Genomic DNA, 19,105 nt, shown 5'->3' with positions numbered 1-19,105 from the left:
CACCCTGCGACTCGGCCCACTCCTTGAGGTTCACATGACCATCATAGCTCACTATAGAGCGCCAATGACTACTGGACGAGCGACAGTTGGCACCCCCTCGTCTCCCACGGACGGGCGCCGCGGCGATCCACCGGTCACCAGGAAACGGTCGCGTGGGTTGAACGTCGAGAACGTGTCGCCAGGATCTACCATTATGGGGGCAGAGGGGTCAATCGGGGGATTCGGGCGGAGGGCTGGTGCGTTCGGCGCAGCGGGGCAGGACCGTCGGGCTCCTGCTGGCCGGTCTGCTCGTGATTGCGGTGGTGGCCCTGATCGTGGTCCCCCGGCTGGGGGGCGACGCCGGCGGCGGTCCGCCCGATGGCAACGTGCGGACCGTCCGGGTCCTGGCCGGTTCGGAGAAGCGGGACTTCTTCGCGGACCCCGCGGTGGGCGCCCGGCTCGCGGAGCTCGGCTACCGGCTGCAGGTCGATACCGCGGGCTCCAGGGAGATCGCCACCAGCCGCGATCTGACCCCATATGACCTGGCCTTTCCGGCCGATGCGCCGCAGGCCGACCGGATCAGGGCCGCCAGGAAGGTGACGAAGTCCTACGTCCCCTTCTTCAGCCCGATGGCGATCGCCACCTTCCAGCCGATCGCGTCACTGCTGCAGAACGCCGGGGTCGTGCGGATGGACGGCGGCCACCGCGTCCTGAACATGCGCGGCTACCTCGATCTGGTCGATAAGAACACCCGCTGGTCGGACCTGCCGAGGAACACCGCTTTCGAGACCGGCAAGTCCGTGCTCATCAGTTCGACGGATGTGNGGACGTCGAACTCCGCGGCGCTGTACCTGGCGATCGCCAGCTATGTCGAGAACGGCGGTAACGTCGTCGCCGACAGCGCCGCGGCGGATCGGGTGGCCGCCCGCTGCGCACCGCTGTTCGTCAAGCAGGGCTATGTCGAGCAGTCCACCCAGGAACCCTTCGACGACTTCCTCACCATCGGGATGGGGAAGACGCCGATGGCCATGATCTACGAGGNGCAGTTCGTCGCCCGCCAGCTCGCGAAGGACGGCTCCATCAGCCCCGACATGGTCCTCATGTACCCGGAGCCAACGATCTACGCGAAGCACACGGTGGTACCGCTGACCGCCGATGGCGATGCCGCCGGGCGGCTGCTTGCCACCGACCCGCAGCTGCAGCGTCTCGCGGCTCAGCACGGGTTTCGTACCGCGGATGCCGCGTACGGCCGCCGCCTGGCCACCGAACGGGGTCTCGCGCCGCCGCCGTCACTGGTCGACGTGGTGGAACCGCCCACCGCCGCCATCGAGGAACGCATGATTGACAAGATTGTGAACCAGGCGCAGGGGAGACCCGGTTGACCACGCAACCGCCGGCCGCCGACCGGAATACGGCACCTGGCAATACGTCACCCGGCGGCCTGGTGCTGACCCCGCCCGAGCCGGTGGCACCGGTGCCCCTTGACCGGGCCGAACCGGCCGTTCCGATCGATCCGGACGCCGTGGCCCGACTGGACGAGCAGGCTGGCACGTTCGCGCGCACGCTGCTGTCCATCGATGCCCACTCGCCGGCGTTCGCGTCGAAGGTCGCCGCCGTGCACCGGCTGGGGGAGAAGGAGATCCGGGAATCGGCGTCGGTGTCCAACCGGTTGCTCGACAAGCCCACCCGGGCGATGAACTCCGGGCCCTTCGACCAGACCTCGGCGGTGTCGAAGTCCCTGGTCGAGCTGCGCCGGGTCGTGGCGGACCTCGACCCCTCCCGGCAGAATCTCGACGCCCCCAGAAAGCTGCTCGGCGTGCTCCCCTTCGGCAACCGGCTGCGGGACTACTTCGCGTCCTACCGGTCGTCGCAGGCCCATCTGGACGGGATCCTGCGCGCCCTGCAGCACGGTCAGGAGGAGCTGCGCCGGGACAACGCCGCCATCGAGCAGGAGAAGCAGAACCTGTGGGTGGCGATCGGCCGGCTGCGGGAGTATGCCTACCTCGCCGGCAGACTCGACGGTGAGCTCGAAACGGGGATCGCGGCGCTCGCGGGCGCCGATCCGGACCGGGCTGAGGAGCTTCGCCGGGACGTGCTGTTCTACGTCCGCCAGAAGCACCAGGACCTGCTTACCCAGCTTGCCGTCGGCGCACAGGGCTACCTTGCGTTGGACCTGCTCCGGCGCAACAACCTCGAACTCATCAAGGGTGTGGACCGGGCGAGCACCACGACCGTGTCGGCCCTGCGCACCGCGGTGATCGTCGCCCAGGCGCTGGCCGACCAGAAGCTGGTCCTTGACCAGATCTCGGCCCTGAACAGCACCACCGAGAAGATCATTTCTGGCACGTCGGAGCTGTNGCGCCGGCAGAGCGCCGACGTGCACCGGCAGGCGTCCTCGGCGACCGTCTCGCTGCGGACCCTCCAGCAGGCCTTCGCGAACATTTACGCCACCATCGACGCCATCGACGACTACCGCGCCGCCGCGCTGGACACCATGCGGACGACGGTGGACGCGCTGTCCACCGAGATCGGCAGGGCCACCGCCTACCTGGACCGGTCGGCCGCGGGCGAGATCGGCGAGCTCGGCTCGTACCCCGACGGCGGTGGCGAGCTGACGCTGCCGGGCGGCGGCCGGTGAACCGACGGCCGCCCGCGGCCCTGCTCGCGTGTCTCCTGACGGTGCTGCTCGTGGCCGCCTGCTCGGGCGGAGGCCCGGGACCGGCGGACGGGTCCGGCACCGGCGGGTCCGGCACCGGCGGGTCCGCAGGCGAACTCACCGTCCTCGCCGGCTCCGAACTCCAGGACATCCAGCCGCTGCTTCCCGATCTCACCCGGGCGACCGGCGTCACCCTGCGGCTGAGCTACACCGGCACCCTGGACGGCGCCGACGCGATTACCAGGGGCACGGCCCAGGCCGACGCCGCCTGGTTCGCCTCCGACCGGTACCTGCGACTGCTGCCGAACGGCGCGACGTCCGTAGCCGCGCGATCGTCGATCATGCTGTCACCGGTGGTGTTCGGGGTCCGACGCAGCCTGGCCCGGCAGTTCGGCTGGACCGGCAACCCCAACGTGACCTGGGCCGACATCGCCGCGAAGGTGGCGGCCGGCCAGCTCTCCTACGCCATGACGAATCCCGCGGCGTCGAACTCGGGTTTCTCCGCCCTGGTCGGGGTGGCGGCGGCACTCGCCGGCACCTCGGACGCGCTGCGCCCGCAGGACATCAGACCTGCCCAGCTGACCTCGTTCTTCTCTGGCCAGGCACTGACCGCGGGCAGTTCCGGTTTCCTGACCGACGCCTACGCCCGTTCCCAGGACACTCTCGGCGGCATGATCAACTATGAGTCGGTGCTGCTGGCCCTGAACGCCGGGCACCGGCTGCGCGAACCATTGGAGTTGATCTATCCCCGGGACGGGATCGTCACCTCCGACTACCCTCTCCTGCTGCTGCGGCCGGACAAGCGTGATCTCTATGACCGGGTCGTCAGCTGGCTGCGCCTGCCGCGGACGCAGCACCGGCTGCAGACTGCCACGAGCCGCCGGCCGGCCCTGCCCGGGGTGGCGTTGGACGCCCGGTTCCCGACGCGGACGCTCACCGAGCTGCCCTTCCCGGCGAGCCGGCAGGTCGCCGACCAGCTGCTGTCCGCCTACCTCGACCGGTTCCGGCGGCCCAGCCACGCCATCTTCCTGCTCGACGTGTCCGGGTCGATGGCCGGATCACGGATAGCGGCGCTCCAGGCGGCGCTGCGCGGACTCACCGGTGCGGACGACACGTTGTCCGGCAGGTTCGCCCGGTTCCGGGGTCGCGAGAAGATCACGATGATCACCTTCGCCGGCCGGGCCAACGACCCCGTGGACTTCGCCGTGAACGACCCGCGGCCGGGCTCCGCGGATCTGGCGGGCGTCAACACGTTCGTGGACGGCCTGCGGCTCCAGGACGGCACCGCGATCTACTCGGCGCTGGAGGCCGGCTACCGGGCTGCCGGCGCGGCCGTTGAGGCCGACCCCGGCTACCTCACGTCGATCGTCCTGATGACCGACGGGGAGAACAACTCCGGTATCTCGGCCGCCGACTTCCGCTCCTCCTATCAGCGGCTGCCGGCGGCCGCGCGTGCCGTGCGTACCTTCACGATCGCCTTCGGGGAGGCCGACCCGGCGGCGCTGCGGGATATCTCCGCCGACACCGGTGGCGCGGTGTTCGACGCCCGTACCTCGTCGCTGGCGGACGCGTTCAAGGACATCCGTGGCTACCAGTGAACCGCCGACGCCGCGTCCACCGCGGCTCCCGCGCCCGGCACCACCCCCGTCGGCGCCGATCCCCGGCCGGGGACAGTGGATCCTCACCTGGTTCGGTTCGGCCAAGAACATCGCCGGCTGCACATGCGCGCTCGCCGGCGCCGGCGCGAGTGCCGCGGGCCTGGTGGACTGGCCGTTCTGGCCGCCGGTCGTCGCGGCGCTCTACGCGATCGGCGCCTTGGTCGCACCGCCGCGCCGCGCCGCGGTCGCGGGCGGTGGGATCGACGTGGATGATCTGCGGGCGACGGTCGAGGCCCAGTACCGGGCCCTGATCGACCGGGCACCGGACGACCGGGCACTCGTCGCCGCCGCCGAGGAGGTCATCGGTGCGCTGCGGCAGGTCCTGGACACCCCGCACCTGCTGCGTCCCGGCTCGCCGGAGACGTTCGCCGTCGAGCGGACGGTCGCCGATTACCTGCCCACCGCGGTGGAGACCTATCTGGGGCTGCCGCGGGCCTACGCCGAGACCCACCGGCTGCCCGACGGCCGTACCCCCCGCGATGTCCTGCTGGCGACGCTGGCCCTGCTCGCCGGTGGGATGCGTGAGGTCACCGAGGCGGCCGCCCGCGGCGACACGGCCCAGTTGCTCGCGCACAGCCGCTTCCTCACCGACCGATTCGGCCCGACCGAGCTCACCCTCCCCGATCCCGCCCGGCCCGATCTCGCCCGGCCCGACCTGCCACGCATCCCGGGCCCACCTAGCCCCTGACGCCCCGGCGCACCAGGTCCGGATGTCGCATTCTCCGTGATGGGCGGTACAGGTCCCGGCGGCCTGCGACGCGCGCCAGGGTGACCAGGAGTACGACACCGGCGATCACGTAGGCGTTCGTGAGGAGGATGGTCGGGTCGCGGCGGTGCGGCCAGTTCTGGTCGTGTGGCGTGATCCACCAGACGGGGGAGGCCACGAACAACACGTAGCCGGCGAGCGCCGCTCCGACGTACCGGCGTGAGGCTCGGCCGTCGGTGCCGTCGGTGCCGTGGGTGGCGTGGGTGGCGAGCCAGAGCAGCGTCGGCACCGCCCACACCCAGTGGTGACTCCACGAGATCGGCGAGACCAGCAGTCCGGTGACCGCACAGGCGAGCAGGCCCGCGACGGGCTCCCCGCGCCGGTGCAGCCGCACCGCGAGCACCAGCCCGGCGACGGCGACCGCGGCCACCACCAGCCGGTGGATCTGGACGACCGACGCGCCGTCTCCCCAGATCCGGGTCATCGCGCCGGACAGCGACTGGTTGCCGGCGTACGTGACCGAGCCGATCCGGCCCGGATCCGCGAACACCCCGCCCCAGTAGGCGCGGGACGCCGCGGGTGCCAGCGCGAACGCCACGGCATGGGCCGCGANAAACGNCCCCGCCGCTGCGATCGCCACCCGGCGCCGGCCGGCCAGCCACAGGTAGGCCACGAAGATCAACGGAGTCAGTTTCACCGCCGCGGCGAGACCTGTGAGAGCACCGGGTGGCAGTCGGGCGAACGGTGTGGACCGCCGTCCGGGCCCGGCATCGAGCCAGACCGCCAGCATCAGCAGGATGTTGACCTGCCCGAAGATGATGGTGCTGCGAACCGGTTCCGTCGCGAGCGCCGCCACCAGCAGCAGCGGNGGCGCCCAGCGCGAGCCCAGTGCCCGCCCGACCCCGGCGGCCCGCGCGGTGTCGGTCGGCGGGATGAGCCAGGCTCGCAGCCTGGACAGCAGCAGGATGAGTGCCGCGACGGTCAGCGCGGCCCAGACGACCTCAGCCNCCCCCAGGGGGATGGCGGCGAACGGCGTGAACAGCACCGCCGCGATCGGTGGGTAGGTGAAGGGCAGGCCGGCCGCCGTACGCACCTGGTAAAGGGCGGACCCGTCCCAGACAGCCTGCCCCCCCAGCCGGTAGACAGCGAAGTCGGTCTGCGGCTGCGGTGCGATCATCACCGCGAGCACCACCAGCGCGGCGACGACGCCCGTGGTCACGACGGGCGCCGTCGGTCGCGCCGAGGCGACCGGCACCGGTCCCGGGCCTGCCGTCTCCCCGTTGGGGCAGGCGGTAACGGTTGCCGGGCCCATGGTTCTCGCTTGCCGCATGCGTTCGGCATAGCNCCCCGAGGCGGTCCGCCAGCAGGGAGCCCGGCAGCCACCANCCGCCGTTCANCCCGGCGCCATCCGCCGGTAGCCGCCGGTAGCCGCCCGGCGCCGAGGCAGGACACCGCGGGCCGGGCCGGCGCCCGTGGGCTCCGACATCCATACAGGACAGGTATTGTTCACCGGGTGCTCCCGGGCGCGCTGCCTGTTGGCGATGTAGAAACGTCAGGCTTTATACCGGAATGGACGAGATAGAGTGCGCCGCGCCGCACGGAACCGCCCGACCGGGCGATCCTGCTCGACGCTGTTCGTCGCGCCCCGGTAGGGGCGTCGGCGGACGCCTCGACGGAGGTATCGTCCTGCTCGCGGGATGTGGGACCGCCGGATCGGTGCTGGTGGTGCTGGTGGCGGGGCGACTGGCCCTGCAGCCCGGAGTTGTGACCCCGTCACGCTGGTTCGGGCTGCTCGACCCGGTGCCGTTCGACCGCCCCTCTCCGCTACCCGCTTTTATGATCATCGGGGTGGCGTTGCTCGTCGGCGCATGGTTCCGGTTGTGCCAGCGCGCGCACCACGGCGACCTGTCGGTCCCGCGGATAGGCCTCGTCATCGGCTTCTGGGCCGTTCCGGTGCTGCTCGGCCCGCCGATCCTCAGCCTCGACGTCTACTGCTACACCGCGCAGGGGACGATGCTCGCCGCCGGGCTCGACCCCTACGCCGCCGGGCCCACCGCGCTCGGCGCCCGTCCCATCCTGCTAGCCGTCGATCCGATCTGGAGATCATCGCTGTCGCCCTACGGGCCGGTCGCCCTCGGCTACTTCCGGCTGGTGACCGCGCTTGCGGGCGGTGACGTCCTGCGCGCGGTCCTGCTGCACCGGATCGTCGCGGGGGCGAGCGTCGTCGTGATGGCGGTGTGCGTGGTGCGGGTGTCCTCCGCGGCGCGACGGCCCTGGGCGCTGGCGTTCTGCGCGGGTAGTCCGATCGTGCTGCTGCAGCTCGTCGGCGCGATCCATCTTGAGGCCATCCTGCTGGCGCTGCTTGCCAGCGGCCTGACGGCGGTGTACCGCGGCAGGCCGGTGCTCGGTCTCGTCCTCATCACCGCGGCCGCGCTGGTGAAGTGGCCCGCGGCCCTGGTCGTCGTGGTGGTGCTGGTCTGGCGGTCGGTCGCGGCGGTGAGTGCCGCTACCGCCGCGACCGCAGCCTCGGTCGGATCGGGTCGGCGTTCATCCCGGCTCCGTCGCGCCGCCGCCGTCGCTGGGCGGGACCTCGCCGTCGTGGCGAGCGTCGTCGTGGTGCTCTCGAGTCTGGTACCCGACGGCTTCGGATGGCTGCGCGCCGCGCGGACACCGGCCGCCGGACTGACCCTCTACGCCCCGACCACCTGCCTCGCCGATCTTCTGTCCGCCCTGGCGAGGATGGCCGGATCGGCGATGCGCTTCGAGGATCTGGTGGGACCCACCCGGGCCGCGGGCGTGGCCGTCGCCGCCGGGATCTTCGTCTGGCTGCTGGCGACCGTCCGCGACCGCGAACCGCATGCCACCGCCGGGCTGGCACTACTCAGCCTGGCCCTGCTCGGACCCGTCCTCTATCCCTGGTATCTCACCTGGGGCGCCGTGCTCCTCGGCCTGACCGGGCAGGCGCCGCGACGGGTGCTCGGGGCGGTCACCGTGGTCGGCTCGTTCCTGGCCCTGCCGCACTGCGAGCTGTTGTTCGTCGATCACCCGCAGGTCGCCCCCTGGTTCGTCCGGCAGGGGCCGATCGTCCTGCTCGTCGCCCTGACCTGCGGCATCGCCGTGGCCTTGGCCGCCCGGCGTCGTCTCGCCAGCGTGCCCTGAGCGCGGCGCCCGTGCCCTGAGCACGGCGCCCGTGCCCTGAGCGCGGCGCCCGTTGCGTCCGTCGCCGGGCCTCACGCCTCGTCGGCGGCCCGGCGCAACTCCTCGATGTCGAGCTTCGACATCTTCAGCATCGCCTGCATCGCCCGCTGGGACCGGCCCGGGTCGGGATCGTCAAGGAGCTCAGACAGGGCCGTGGGCACGATCTGCCAGGACAGCCCGTACCGGTCCTTGAGCCACCCACACGGTCCTGCCTCGCCACCGTCGGTCAGCCGGTCCCAGTACTCGTCGATCTCGGCCTGGGAACCGCAGCCGACCTGCAGCGAGATCCCCTCCGAGAAGGTGAACTCGGGTCCGCCGTTCAGCGCGACGTACTCCTGGCCATCCAGTTCAAACCGGACGGTCATGACCGTGCCCTCGGGACGGGGCCCGGCCGGGCCGTAGCGGGTGATGTCGACGATCCGCGAGTTCGGGAAGATCGACGTGTAGAACCTGGCCGCCTCCTCGCCCTGAGTGTCGAACCACAGACATGGCGTGATTGCTGGCATCCTCCGGTCCTTCCTGTCTGGATGAGAAGCGCGCGGCCATTTCCCGCACGAGCTTTTCCCGAAGAGCTTTTCCCGAAGAGCGTCGTGGTACCCCTGGATCAGGGGCGAAAGCGGTCCGGGTCGGCCGCAGCCCAGTCCGCGGCCCAGTCCGCCGGCGGCTCGACGAGCAGTTCCCCGGGTTCGAGCCNCTCGTACAGCTCGGCGTAGCTACGGGTGTCGGTGTGGGTGACCCGGCGCATCAGCATCCCCGGATGCAGCTGTTCGGGACCGGCGCAGCCCAGCGAGGCGATCATCTGTACCGCCTGGGCCACCGCGGCCTGCTGGTAGCGGCGCACCCGCTCGCCCTTGTCCGCGACGTCCACCGCGCGGGCGCGGCGCGGATCCTGGGTGGCCACCCCGACCGGGCAGGTGTTGGTGTGACAGCGTTGCGCCTGGATACAGCCGACCGCCATCATCATCGCGCGGGCCGCGTTGGTGTAGTCGGCGCCCTGGGCGAGCCGTTTGACGATNTCCACCCCGGTGGCAATCTTGCCGCTCACCCCGATCCGGACCTGGTCTCGCAGGCCGACGCCGACGAGTGCGTTGTGCACCGTCATCAGGCCCTCGGTGAGCGGAGTACCGACGTGGTCCTCGTATTCCAGCGGCGCGGCGCCGGTGCCGCCCTCACCTCCGTCGACGACGATGAAGTCGGGGGTGATCCCCTCGGCCAGCATCGCCCGGCAGATCGCGAGCAATTCCCGCCGGGGCCCCATACACAGTTTGAATCCCGTGGGCTTGCCACCCGCGAGCTCCCGCATCCGGGCGATGAACAGCACCAGTTCCCGCGGAGTCGAGAAGACCCGGTGTCCCGGCGGGCTGACACAGGTCACCCCGGCCGGGACACCGCGGGCCCGCGCGATCTCGGCGCTGACCTTCGCCGCGGGCAGGATGCCGCCGAGGCCGGGCTTGGCGCCCTGGCTCAGCTTCAGCTCGACCATCCGGACCGACGGAAGAGCCGCCTTGTCCTTGAACAGCGCCGGGTCGAAGTCGCCGTCCGCCGTGCGAGCACCGAAGTAGCCGCTGCCGATCTCCCAGACGAGGTCGGCGTGGTAGCGCAGGTGATGCTCGGTGAGACCGCCCTCCCCGGTGTCATGGGCGAAACCGCCCGCCGCCGCGCCGCGGTTCATCGCGAGCACGGCGTTGCCCGATAACGCTCCGAAGCTCATCGCCGAGATGTTGAGCAGCGCCATGTCATACGGCNGGGTGCAGNCNGGNCCGCCGATGCNCNCCNGGGGNGGNGGGGTGCCNGGCGNAACCGCCAGTGGCACCGTCGAATGCAGCAGGTACTCGTAGCCGACCGCGTTGACATCGCGCTCGGTGCCGAACGCCTGGTCGCTGTGGATGCCCTTCGCGCGTTCGTAGATGCTCGTCCGGATGTCGCGGTCGAACGGGCGGCCGTCGTAGTTGCGTTCGATGAAGTACTGCTGGATCTCCGGCCGGATGGACTCCAGCATGAAGCGGAGGTGGCCGAACACCGGGTAGTTCCGCAGGATTGCGTGCCGGCGTTGCGTGACGTCGTGGACGGCCAGGGCGAGCAGGGCGCCGGACACGGCGGCGGCCCCCCACCAGTCCGCCGACCACCACAGCCCGGCGGCGATTGCCGCCGCCATGAGCCCCGCCAGGGCCGGCAGTATCCCGAACGAGAACATCGCGATCCTTCCCTGCACCGGCCCCGTGCGCAGGCTGTGCGCGGGCCGCGGCCGGCGGAACCCGGCCGATCTGCCTGGACCCGTCGGGTCCGGCGCCTTCGACGCTATACGCCGGACGGTTCACGAGGTGTTCCACGGCCGCGCCGCGGCCGCGGGGACACGCAATGGGCGGGAACTCGCAATGGCGAGCTGGCCGTCGGCGAACAGGGTAACTCCCTGTTCACAACAACTTTCACAGCACTCCGGAATGTCGGCCTCTTTCTCTCGGGCATCGGACCACCGGGGCACCGACGAGGTGCTCGATCCGGGAGAAAGTTTCACCCCAACTTTCCGCAAGGCGGGATCCTTCCTCCACCGCTGTCGTTTCCACTCGAACCTGGATGACTTCAACCAGCCGGTCGCACCTGGGCCGGAGGGCGGCATCCAGGACGCCAACGGCAACTTCGGAACGCCTATGATGGGGGTCATAACCGTGTCGGACAAAAAGCGGTAGACGTCATCAAGCGGTAGACGTCATCGAGGGCCGGCATCATTGAGGTGTGCTGGAAGGAGCGGCACCACATCGTCAACATCCTGGACCGGGATGACGGTCGGCAGCGATGAATCCCGGGTGTCCACGGCCCAGGTGTCGAGACCGATCACCGTCTTCCCGGTCCGGAGCGCGAAGGAGATCTCACTGAGCGTTCCCCAGCTTCCGCCGACGGCGACCAACGCGTCGCTGCCGCGGACGAGCAGGCCGTTGCGCAGCTCGCCCATCCCGGTCGGGAGGCTGACGGTGAGATGGTCGTTTCCCTCGTCCCGGGACAGGCCCGGCAGCAGCCCGATCGTCGTCCCGCCGCATCCGTCCGTCCCGCCACACCCGTCCGTCCCGCCACACCCGTCGATCCTCCCGCCGGTGAGCCGGTCGGGCGACCGCGCGCCGCATCGGACACGCCGCGCCCTGCACGCTTCGTCACGTTTTATCGAGGCCCGGCGGGATAGTAGAGACCCTGGTGGGCCCGTCGGCCCCACCAGCAGGGCCGACGGGCCGGACGGACGGGTCGGACGAGAGTGGCCGCGCGGGTGGGCCGGGCTAGGCGTCGGGTTGAGGTGTCGGGTGGCGGCCGGTACCCGACGATGACAAGGGTGGGGGTGCAGGTCCGTGGCGAGTAGCGCGGGATTCTTCCCGAGGCGGGTCATATCTGTGACACGCATGCGTAACCGGCCGGCNGTAGCGTAGCCCGCCATGAGCGACGCACGAATCGTGGCCGTCGGCGTCGAGGAGGAATTTCACATCCTCGATCTCACTACCCGTCAGCTCGTTCCCAGGGCCGAGGAGGTCCTCCGTCGACTCGACGGGGACTCGTTCTCTCCAGAGCTATTGAAATCGGTTGTCGAGACGAACAGTCAGCCGACGGCGGATCTGCTGGAGCTGCGGACGAACCTGCTCGATCTGCGGCGGCGACTCGCGGAGGTGACCGGCGAGCTCGGGCTCGGGCCGGCCGCCGCGGGCACCGTGCCGATCGTGGACATGGATCTGCTCGACGTCTCCCGGGACGACCGTTACGAGCAGATGACCGAGGACTACCAGATCGTCGCGCGCGAGCAGCTCATCTGCGGCGCCCAAGTGCACGTCGACGTGGCCGACCGCGACCTCGCGATGGCCGTCGTCGCCTGGACCGCGCCGTGGCTGCCGATGCTGCTGGCGCTCTCGGCCAGCTCGCCGTTCTGGATGGGCGCCGACAGCGGCTACGCGAGCATGCGCACGCTGGTGTGGCAGCGCTGGCCGACCGCGGGGGTCGCCGGGTCCTTCCGGACCGCCGCGGAGTACGACCAGCTCGTGGCAGACCTGATCAAGTCCGGGGTGATCAGCGACCCGGGGATGGTCTACTTCGACGTCCGCCCGTCGGCCCACCTGCCCACCGTCGAGCTGCGCATCTGCGATGCCTGCCCGGACGTCGACAACGTCATCCTTATCGCCGGGCTGTTCCGGGCGCTGGTGTGCCAGGCCATCGAGGAGATCGAGGCCGGCGGCCAGGCCCCGCCGCCACGCGCGGAGCTGCTGCGCGCGGCGACCTGGCGGGCGGCCCGGTCCGGCCTGGAGGGCGACCTCGTCGACATCCTCGGTGCCGGCCCGATACCGGCCCAGGCCATGCTGCGCCGGCTGCTCACCGAGGTCCGCCCGCAGCTCGAACGGTTCGACGACTGGGAGCTCATCGACAACCTGGCCGAACAGGCCGTCGGCCGGGGCAGCTCGGCGCACCGCCAGCGCCGGGCCTTCGCCCGTCGGGGTCTGCTCACCGACGTCGCGGATCTGGTGCTGGCCGAGACCCGCGACGTCCCGCCCGCGGGGGCGGCGGCCGCGCTGGGGAGCGCGCCCGCTGTGTCCGCCTCCGACCAGATCGCGCCGCGGCTGCTCGAGCGCTACCAGCCGACCGGGTACGACGAGATCGTCGACGCCCGCGGCGCGGTCCGTCCCCAGTACCGGGCCGTCATGCGCACCTTGGAACGGCTCGGCCCGGGCATCCTCGACGAACGGGTCGGGACGCGCGAGGCCGAGCAGAACGACCGGGGGATCGTCTTCCGGGCCTCGGGGGACTCCGCCAGCCGTCCCTTTCCGTTCGACCTGGTCCCGCGGATCATCGCCGCCGACGACTGGACGACCCTGACGACCGGGCTGAGCCAGCGGGTCCGGGCCCTGGAGGCGTTCCTGCACGACATCTACGGCGAGCGGGCGGCCGTCGCCGACGGGATCGTGCCGGCCTGGGTGGTCAACGACGCGCCGAGCCTGCGCCACGGCGGTCGCGCCGTCGGCCCGGACGCCATCCGGGTGACCGTCGCCGGCATCGACCTGGTCCGCGGCGGCGACGGCGGCTGGCTGGTGCTGGAGGACAACCTGCGCGTGCCGTCCGGTATCGCCTACGCCATGGAAGGCCGGCGGCTCGCCGAGTCGGTGCTGCCGGAGCTCGGTCCGCCGGCCGGCATCCTGCGACTGGACGGCATACCCGCCCTGCTGCACGAGGCGCTGGTCGCGGCGGCCCCGGCGGCGGCGACGGGGGACCCGGCGGTGGCCGTGCTGACCGGCGGGAAGACCGACGCGGCGTACTTCGAGCATTCCCTGCTCGCCGAGAAGATGGGCGTCGCGCTGGTGGAACCGGCGGATCTGCTGGTCGACGACAACGACGTCGTCTACCGGATCGACGGCTCCCGGCGGTGCCGCGTCGACGTCCTCTACCGCCGGATGGACGAGGACGACCTGTTCGGCGCCCTCGGAGCCGCCGGCACCCCGCTGGGGCTCCCGCTGCTGCGCGCGATCCGGGCCCGCCGGGTCGGCATAGCGAACGCTCTGGGTAACGGGGTGGGTGACGACAAGGTCGTCTACGCCTACGTCCCGCGGATGGTCACCTACTACCTGGGCGAGCAGCCGGTGCTCGATGACGTGCCGACCTATGTCTGCGGCGACCCGGAGCAGTGTGAACACGTGCTGGACAACCTCGATCAACTGGTGGTGAAACCGGTCGACGGGTACGGCGGGNCCGGCGNGGNCATCGGGCCGCACGCCGAGCCCTACCGGCTTACCGAGGTCCGCGAGCGGATCCTGGCCAATCCCCGGCAGTGGATCGGCCAGGAACTGGTGTCGCTGTCGACCCATCCGACCTGGCATGACAGCCATCTCGAACCCTGCGCGGTGGATCTGCGGGTCTTTGTCTACGCCGGGCGGGAGCCGCGGGTGGTGCCCGCGGCGCTCAGCCGGGTGGCGCCTCCCGGCAGTCTGATCGTCAACTCCTCGCAGGGCGGGGGATCCAAGGACACCTGGATNCCCCGCCGTTAGCCGGTGATTCCCCGCCGTCAACCGTTCCGTGGCCGATACTCTCCGTAGTCGGATCCAGGGTGGCCCGGTCTTCCGTCGCGGGATGCGCTGCGGTTCCGTGCGGGATGCGCTGCGGTTCCGTGCGGGTTGGCGACCGAGGGAGTTGGCAACATCGCGGACACTGTTGTGAAATCTCCGTCCTCGAAAGTGAGGTCGTAGTCAACGGCTGCGGTACCGGGAAGGAAGCCTCGGGGAATGGATCTCGCCTGACCTCATCGATCGACGGGAGCGCACATGTGCGGGCTGAGTGGCGAGCTGAGATTCGACGGCCGGGGAGCGAACGTCGACGCGGTGGTGCGGATGACCGCGACGATGGTGCCGCGGGGCCCGGACGGCGTGGGAGTATGGTCCGCCGGCCCGGTCGCGTTCGGGCACCGTCGCCTGAAGATCATCGATTTGTCCGAGTGCGGTGCCCAGCCCATGGTGGACAACGAACTCGGCCTGACCACGGTGTTCAACGGGTGCATCTACAATTATCAGGAGCTGCGTGACGAGCTGATCGCGGCCGGCTACCGCTTCTTCTCCACCTCCGACACGGAGGTGATCGGCAAGGCGTACCACCGGTGGGGGAGACGCTGCGTCGACCACTTCGCCGGGATGTTCGCCTTCGCCATCGCCGAGCGGGACAGCGGACGGCTGATCCTCGCCCGGGACCGGCTCGGCATCAAGCCGCTCTACCTCACCGGGAACAGCGAGCGCCTGCGGTTCGCCTCCACCCTGCCGGCCCTGCTCGCCGGCGGCGGCGTCTCCTCCGACATCGACCTGGTCGCCTTTCACCACTACCTGTCGTTCCACTCCGTGGTGCCCGCACCGCACACGATTCTGGCCGGGGTGCGCAAGCTGCCCGCGGCGACCGTGCGGGTGGTGGAGCCGGACGGCACCTCGACCGACGACCTGTACTGGCGTCCCAGCTTCACCCGCGATCCCGCGCACGCGGACTGGACCGCCCGTGACTGGCAGGACGCGATCGCCGAGCGGCTGCGCCTCGCGGTGCGCCGCCGGATGGTCGCCGATGTCCCGGTCGGCGTGTTGCTGTCCGGTGGGCTGGACTCCAGTCTGATCGTCGCGCTGCTCGCCGAGGCGGGGCAGAAGGATCTCGCGACCTTCAGTGTCGGGTTCGAGGCCGTCGGCGGCGAGCCCGGCGACGAGTTCGTCTACTCCGACGTCATCGCCCGGTACTTCGACACCGACCACCATCAGATCCGGGTGCCGGGGACGAGGCTGCTGCCCGCCGTCGACGCGGCCGTCGCCGCGATGAGCGAGCCGATGGTCAGCCACGACTGCGTGGCCTTCTACCTGCTCTCCCAGGAGGTCTCCCGGCACGTCAAGGTCGTGCAGTCGGGGCAGGGCGCCGACGAGGTCTTCGCCGGGTATTCCTGGTATCCGCCGCTGGCGGGTGTTGGGCGGACCGACGCCGTCGACGCCTACCTGCGGGTCTTCGCCGACCGACCGCACCGGGACCTGCCCGCGATGGTGGAGCCGCACCATCTCATCGAGGCCGATGCCAGCCGGCACTTCGTCGCCTCCCACTNCNCCCGGCCGGGCGCCNAAACCGCCGTTGACGCCGCGCTGCGCATCGACTCGACGATCATGCTCGTTGACGACCCCGTGAAACGGGTCGACAACATGACGATGGCCGCGGGGCTTGAGGCCCGCACCCCGTTCCTCGACCACGAGTTGGTCGAGCTCGCCGCAGCCTGCCCGCCGGAGCTGAAGCTCGCCTCCGGCGGCAAGGGTGTGCTCAAGAACATCGGCCGCCCGCTGATGCCGGTCGACGTCATCGACCGACCCAAGGGGTACTTCCCGGTGCCGGCGATCCGCCATCTCGACGGGCCGTTCCTGGACCGGGTGCGCGAGGCGCTCACCGATCCGGCGGCGAAGGCGCGGGGTCTGTTCCGGCCGGTGTGGGTCCAGACGATGCTCGCCGCCCCGAACGACAACCGCACGGCGCTCGGCGCGAACGCCCTGTGGCAGGCCGCGCTGCTCGAGATGTGGCTCCAGACCCACACGGTCGCATGATCTACGTACATCGCACGACCCACGTACATCGCACGACCCACGTACATCGCACGACCGAGTCGCATGATCCCTTGGAGTGACATGATCCGACCCGCGGTGGTGGCGCAGCCGGTGGTGGGACGGCCGGTGGTGGGACGGCCGGTGGTGGGACGGCCGGTGGTGGGACGGCCGGTGGTGGGACGGCCGGTGGTGGCGCACACCGTCGACTCCGGGCGTCCCGGCGATCTGTCCGACGCCTGGGTCGCGGCGGCGAGCTGTCGCGCACCGAGTACCGGCCCGCATGGTCGGCTCGCCTTCGTCGGCGATCGCGGCGGCGCCCCCGCGCTGTGGATCCGGGACCCGGATGGCCGGGAGCGCCCGGTTGACACCGGCCCCGGTCATGTCCGGGCGGTCCTGTGGTCGCCGACCGACGACCGGATCGCCGTCCACGTCGCGCCGGGCGGCGGGGAGCTCACCGAGGTCCGGACCGTCCGGGCGGACGGCGGTGACCTGCGCCACCTGGCCGGCGGCGGGAGGCGGGCCGCCACCCCAGCCCGCTGGACCGACGACGGCCACGGCCTCGTCGTGACCGAGTCCGACCGCTCCGATCCGTCCGGCCGCACCGCCGCGGTGCTGATCGACTCCGACGGGCGACGGACCCGCCTCGCCGCCGGAGTGGCGCTGCAGGTGTGCGACGTCGTCGTTCTCCCCGACCCCGCGCCGGACGGGACGGGGAGCGGCGGTCCGGGGCGGGGCCCGGCCGGTGGCGGGTACCGCCTGCTGCTGCGGGAGGGCCCCCGTGGCGTCCGGCGGGTGCTCGTGGTCGACACCATGATCGCAGCCAGGGAGGGGATCGCAGCCAGGGAGGGGATCGCAGCCAGGGAGGGGATCGGCGGGTCATGGCAGGTGCCCGGCGGGACGGCGACCACCGTGACCGGTCGGTTCGTCGCCGACGGCCGTCGCCTGCTGCTGCTGTGCGACATCGGGCGGGACCGGGCCGCGTTGTTCGACGTCCCCGTCGACCCCACGGGCGATCCGACCGGCGGGCCGCGGGTCCTCGCCGCCCGGGATGACGCCGATCTGGAGCGGTTCGCCCTGCTCGATCCGGATCGGGCGGTCGTCGTCTGGAACGTGGGCGGGCGCAGCGAGCTCGCGCTGGTCGATCTGCCCACCGGACGGTCACTGACGCTGCCGCCGCTTCCCCGCGACGTCGTCACCGGCGTGCTCGTCCGGCCCGGGGGGCGGGAGCTCGTGCTTGCCCTGGATGGTGCCACCAGGCCGGGGGAGATCTGGACCTGGGATCTCACCGCGCCATCCGCCGGCTACCGTCGGCTGATCTCGCACGCTCCCGTCGAGGCAGTGACCATCCCGGGACCGCGGGTCGTCCTGAACATCGACGTTGACGGCCTGGGATCCGACAGCCCGGGGCCATCCGGGCCATCCGGGCCATCCATGCCATCCGGGCTATCCGCGCCGGCGCGTGTACCCGGGATCCCCGGGCCCCGCACCGGTGACCACCCGCGGCTGGTCCGTCCGGTGCCGTGCGCCCTGCCGGCCCACGACGGCCGGGAACTGTCCGGTTGGTGGTACCGCCCGCACGGCCCGCGAGGACCGGTCCCGACCCTGCTCCACCTGCACGGCGGCCCGGAGGCGCAGGAGCGTCCCGTCTACAACCCGCTGTTCCAGGCCGTGCTCGCCCGGGGGATCGCGGTGTTCGCGCCGAACGTGCGCGGCTCCACCGGATTCGGCCGGTCGTTCGAGGAGGCCGATCACACCCATCGTCGGTTCGGCGGCATCGCCGACGTCCGCAGCTGCGTGGCGCATCTGGTCGCGACGGGCCTGGCTGACCCGGACCGGATCGGCGTCGCCGGCCGCTCCTACGGCGGCTATCTGACGCTGGCGGCGATGGTCCACTTCCCGGAGCTGTTCCGGGTCGGGGTAGACGTCTGCGGGATGGTTGATCTGGAGAGCTTCTATCAGTACACCGAGCCGTGGATCGCCGCGTCCGCGGTCACCAAGTACGGTGATCCACGCACCGAGCCGGCGTTGCTGCGGGCGCTGTCCCCGCTGCACCGGATGAGCGCCCTCGCCGCGCCGTTGCTCGTCGTGCATGGGGAGAACGACACCAACGTCCCGGTGATCGAGGCGGAGCAGACGGTCGCCGCGGCCCTCGCTCGCGGCGTCGACTGCCGTTACCTGCTCTTTCCCGGCGAGGGGCACGAGATCGCGGATCTGCGCCACCGCAGGTCGTTCGTCCGAGCGGTCGTCGACTGGCTGACCCCCCGGCTGCTGACCCCCTGACCCCCTGACCCCCTTGTCCCCTTGCCCCCTTGCCCCCCTGACCCCCTGTCCCCTGACCGCCGGACGGCTGACGGCCGGGGGAGGGACTGCGGAGGGACCTCAGAGTCGGCGGGTGAAGTGGAAGGCCGCGATCGTGAAGCCGGTTCGCAGGTAGAGCCGGTGCGCCTCGTAGCGGTGGGTGCCGGCGTCGAGATGGATATGTTCGCAGCCGAGCCGGCGCGCCTCCCGTTCACTCCAGGCGAGCAGCCGGGTGGCGTGCCCCCGCCCCCGCGCCGCCAGGATCGTGGACAGATCGTCGATGACCAGATGCCGCCCGTAGGCGAGCGAGGTCACCTGCCGGAATCCGACCGCCGCGACCACCCGTCCCAGCTCCCCGTCCCATGACGCGACCAGGCGGTAGCCCTCGGGGCGCTGGACCTCGTTGACGAGCTTGACGAACCCGGTGGAGGTCAGGTGCGGCCGAAGCTGCCGCATGGGGTCGAACGCCAGCCAGGTACGATCCGCCTCCAGCTCCTCGATCTTCACATACCGTATTCTTGCAGCTTCACCAGGTGAGCCGACGTCC

General features: G+C 71.2%; 13 protein-coding genes. 8 read left to right on the top strand and 5 right to left on the bottom strand.

Annotated features, from left to right (window positions below; all coding sequences use genetic code 11):
* The first annotated feature begins 236 nt into the window (after positions 1-236).
* The 4 genes from CED_RS16965 (at position 237) to CED_RS24405 (ending at position 4,981) form a co-directional block, all read left to right on the top strand.
* Positions 237-1,361: a solute-binding protein gene (locus CED_RS16965; protein ID WP_035912194.1), complete on the top strand. Its 1,125-nt coding sequence runs from the start codon at positions 237-239 to the stop codon at positions 1,359-1,361.
* Positions 1,358-2,617 (top strand): toxic anion resistance protein, encoded by a 1,260-nt coding sequence (locus CED_RS16960; RefSeq protein ID WP_035912190.1) that lies wholly within the window; start codon positions 1,358-1,360, stop codon positions 2,615-2,617. The genes CED_RS16965 and CED_RS16960 overlap by 4 nt, the downstream gene beginning before the upstream one ends.
* Positions 2,614-4,233, top strand: a complete 1,620-nt coding sequence (locus CED_RS16955) for a substrate-binding domain-containing protein (RefSeq protein WP_035912189.1) — start codon at positions 2,614-2,616, stop codon at positions 4,231-4,233. Before CED_RS16960 ends, CED_RS16955 begins: the two co-directional genes overlap by 4 nt.
* Entirely contained in the window at positions 4,220-4,981 is a 762-nt protein-coding gene (locus tag CED_RS24405; protein WP_011437304.1) for a hypothetical protein, read from the top strand. Before CED_RS16955 ends, CED_RS24405 begins: the two co-directional genes overlap by 14 nt.
* Here the strand turns inward: CED_RS24405 and CED_RS16945 are convergent.
* Complete coding sequence (locus tag CED_RS16945; protein ID WP_152569777.1) at positions 4,971-6,218, bottom strand: glycosyltransferase 87 family protein; 1,248 nt, start codon at positions 6,216-6,218, stop codon at positions 4,971-4,973. The two genes, CED_RS24405 and CED_RS16945, sit on opposite strands and share 11 nt — an antisense overlap.
* Positions 6,219-6,715: 497 nt before the next feature.
* On the opposite strand from CED_RS16945, the gene mptB reads away from it, so the two are divergent.
* Positions 6,716-8,158 carry a polyprenol phosphomannose-dependent alpha 1,6 mannosyltransferase MptB gene (mptB, locus tag CED_RS16940; RefSeq protein WP_049760950.1) on the top strand — a complete coding sequence of 481 codons (1,443 nt, stop codon included), beginning with the start codon at positions 6,716-6,718 and terminating at the stop codon, positions 8,156-8,158.
* Between the two features lie 71 nt (positions 8,159-8,229).
* On the opposite strand, the gene CED_RS16935 is transcribed toward mptB, so the two are convergent.
* From CED_RS16935 to CED_RS16920, 3 genes are all read right to left on the bottom strand, one after another.
* Entirely contained in the window at positions 8,230-8,703 is a 474-nt protein-coding gene (locus CED_RS16935) for a VOC family protein (protein WP_011437301.1), read from the bottom strand.
* Positions 8,704-8,801: 98 nt separating this feature from the next.
* Positions 8,802-10,391, bottom strand: coding sequence for an FMN-binding glutamate synthase family protein (locus CED_RS16930; RefSeq protein ID WP_035912188.1), 1,590 nt, complete (start codon positions 10,389-10,391; stop codon positions 8,802-8,804).
* Positions 10,392-10,904: 513 nt separating this feature from the next.
* On the bottom strand, positions 10,905-11,585 hold the full coding sequence (locus CED_RS16920; RefSeq protein ID WP_232235132.1) for a hypothetical protein: 681 nt from the start codon (positions 11,583-11,585) through the stop codon (positions 10,905-10,907).
* A gap of 31 nt (positions 11,586-11,616) precedes the next feature.
* Between CED_RS16920 and CED_RS16915 the strand changes: the two genes are divergently transcribed.
* The 3 genes from CED_RS16915 to CED_RS16905 all read left to right on the top strand — a co-directional run bounded on the left by CED_RS16915 (position 11,617) and on the right by CED_RS16905 (position 18,540).
* Positions 11,617-14,202 carry a carboxylate--amine ligase/circularly permuted type 2 ATP-grasp protein gene (locus CED_RS16915; protein WP_035912187.1) on the top strand — a complete coding sequence of 862 codons (2,586 nt, stop codon included), beginning with the start codon at positions 11,617-11,619 and terminating at the stop codon, positions 14,200-14,202.
* 273 nt (positions 14,203-14,475) lie between these two features.
* Complete coding sequence (locus tag CED_RS16910) at positions 14,476-16,260, top strand: N-acetylglutaminylglutamine amidotransferase (RefSeq protein WP_035912184.1); 1,785 nt, start codon at positions 14,476-14,478, stop codon at positions 16,258-16,260.
* A gap of 81 nt (positions 16,261-16,341) precedes the next feature.
* A complete protein-coding gene (locus CED_RS16905; RefSeq protein WP_035912182.1) occupies positions 16,342-18,540 on the top strand; it encodes a prolyl oligopeptidase family serine peptidase in 2,199 nt (732 codons plus the stop codon).
* Positions 18,541-18,639: 99 nt separating this feature from the next.
* Here CED_RS16905 and CED_RS16900 read toward each other — a convergent pair whose 3' ends face one another.
* Positions 18,640-19,065 (bottom strand): GNAT family N-acetyltransferase, encoded by a 426-nt coding sequence (locus tag CED_RS16900; RefSeq protein ID WP_011437295.1) that lies wholly within the window; start codon positions 19,063-19,065, stop codon positions 18,640-18,642.
* Between the last annotated feature and the right edge of the window lie 40 nt (positions 19,066-19,105).

It is taken from the genome of Frankia sp. CeD, assembly GCF_000732115.1.
In the GTDB taxonomy this organism is placed as follows: Bacteria; Actinomycetota; Actinomycetes; order Frankiales; family Frankiaceae; genus Frankia; species Frankia casuarinae.
The sequence above is the reverse complement of the archived record's forward strand: the minus strand, read 5'-3'. Positions and strand labels throughout refer to the sequence as shown.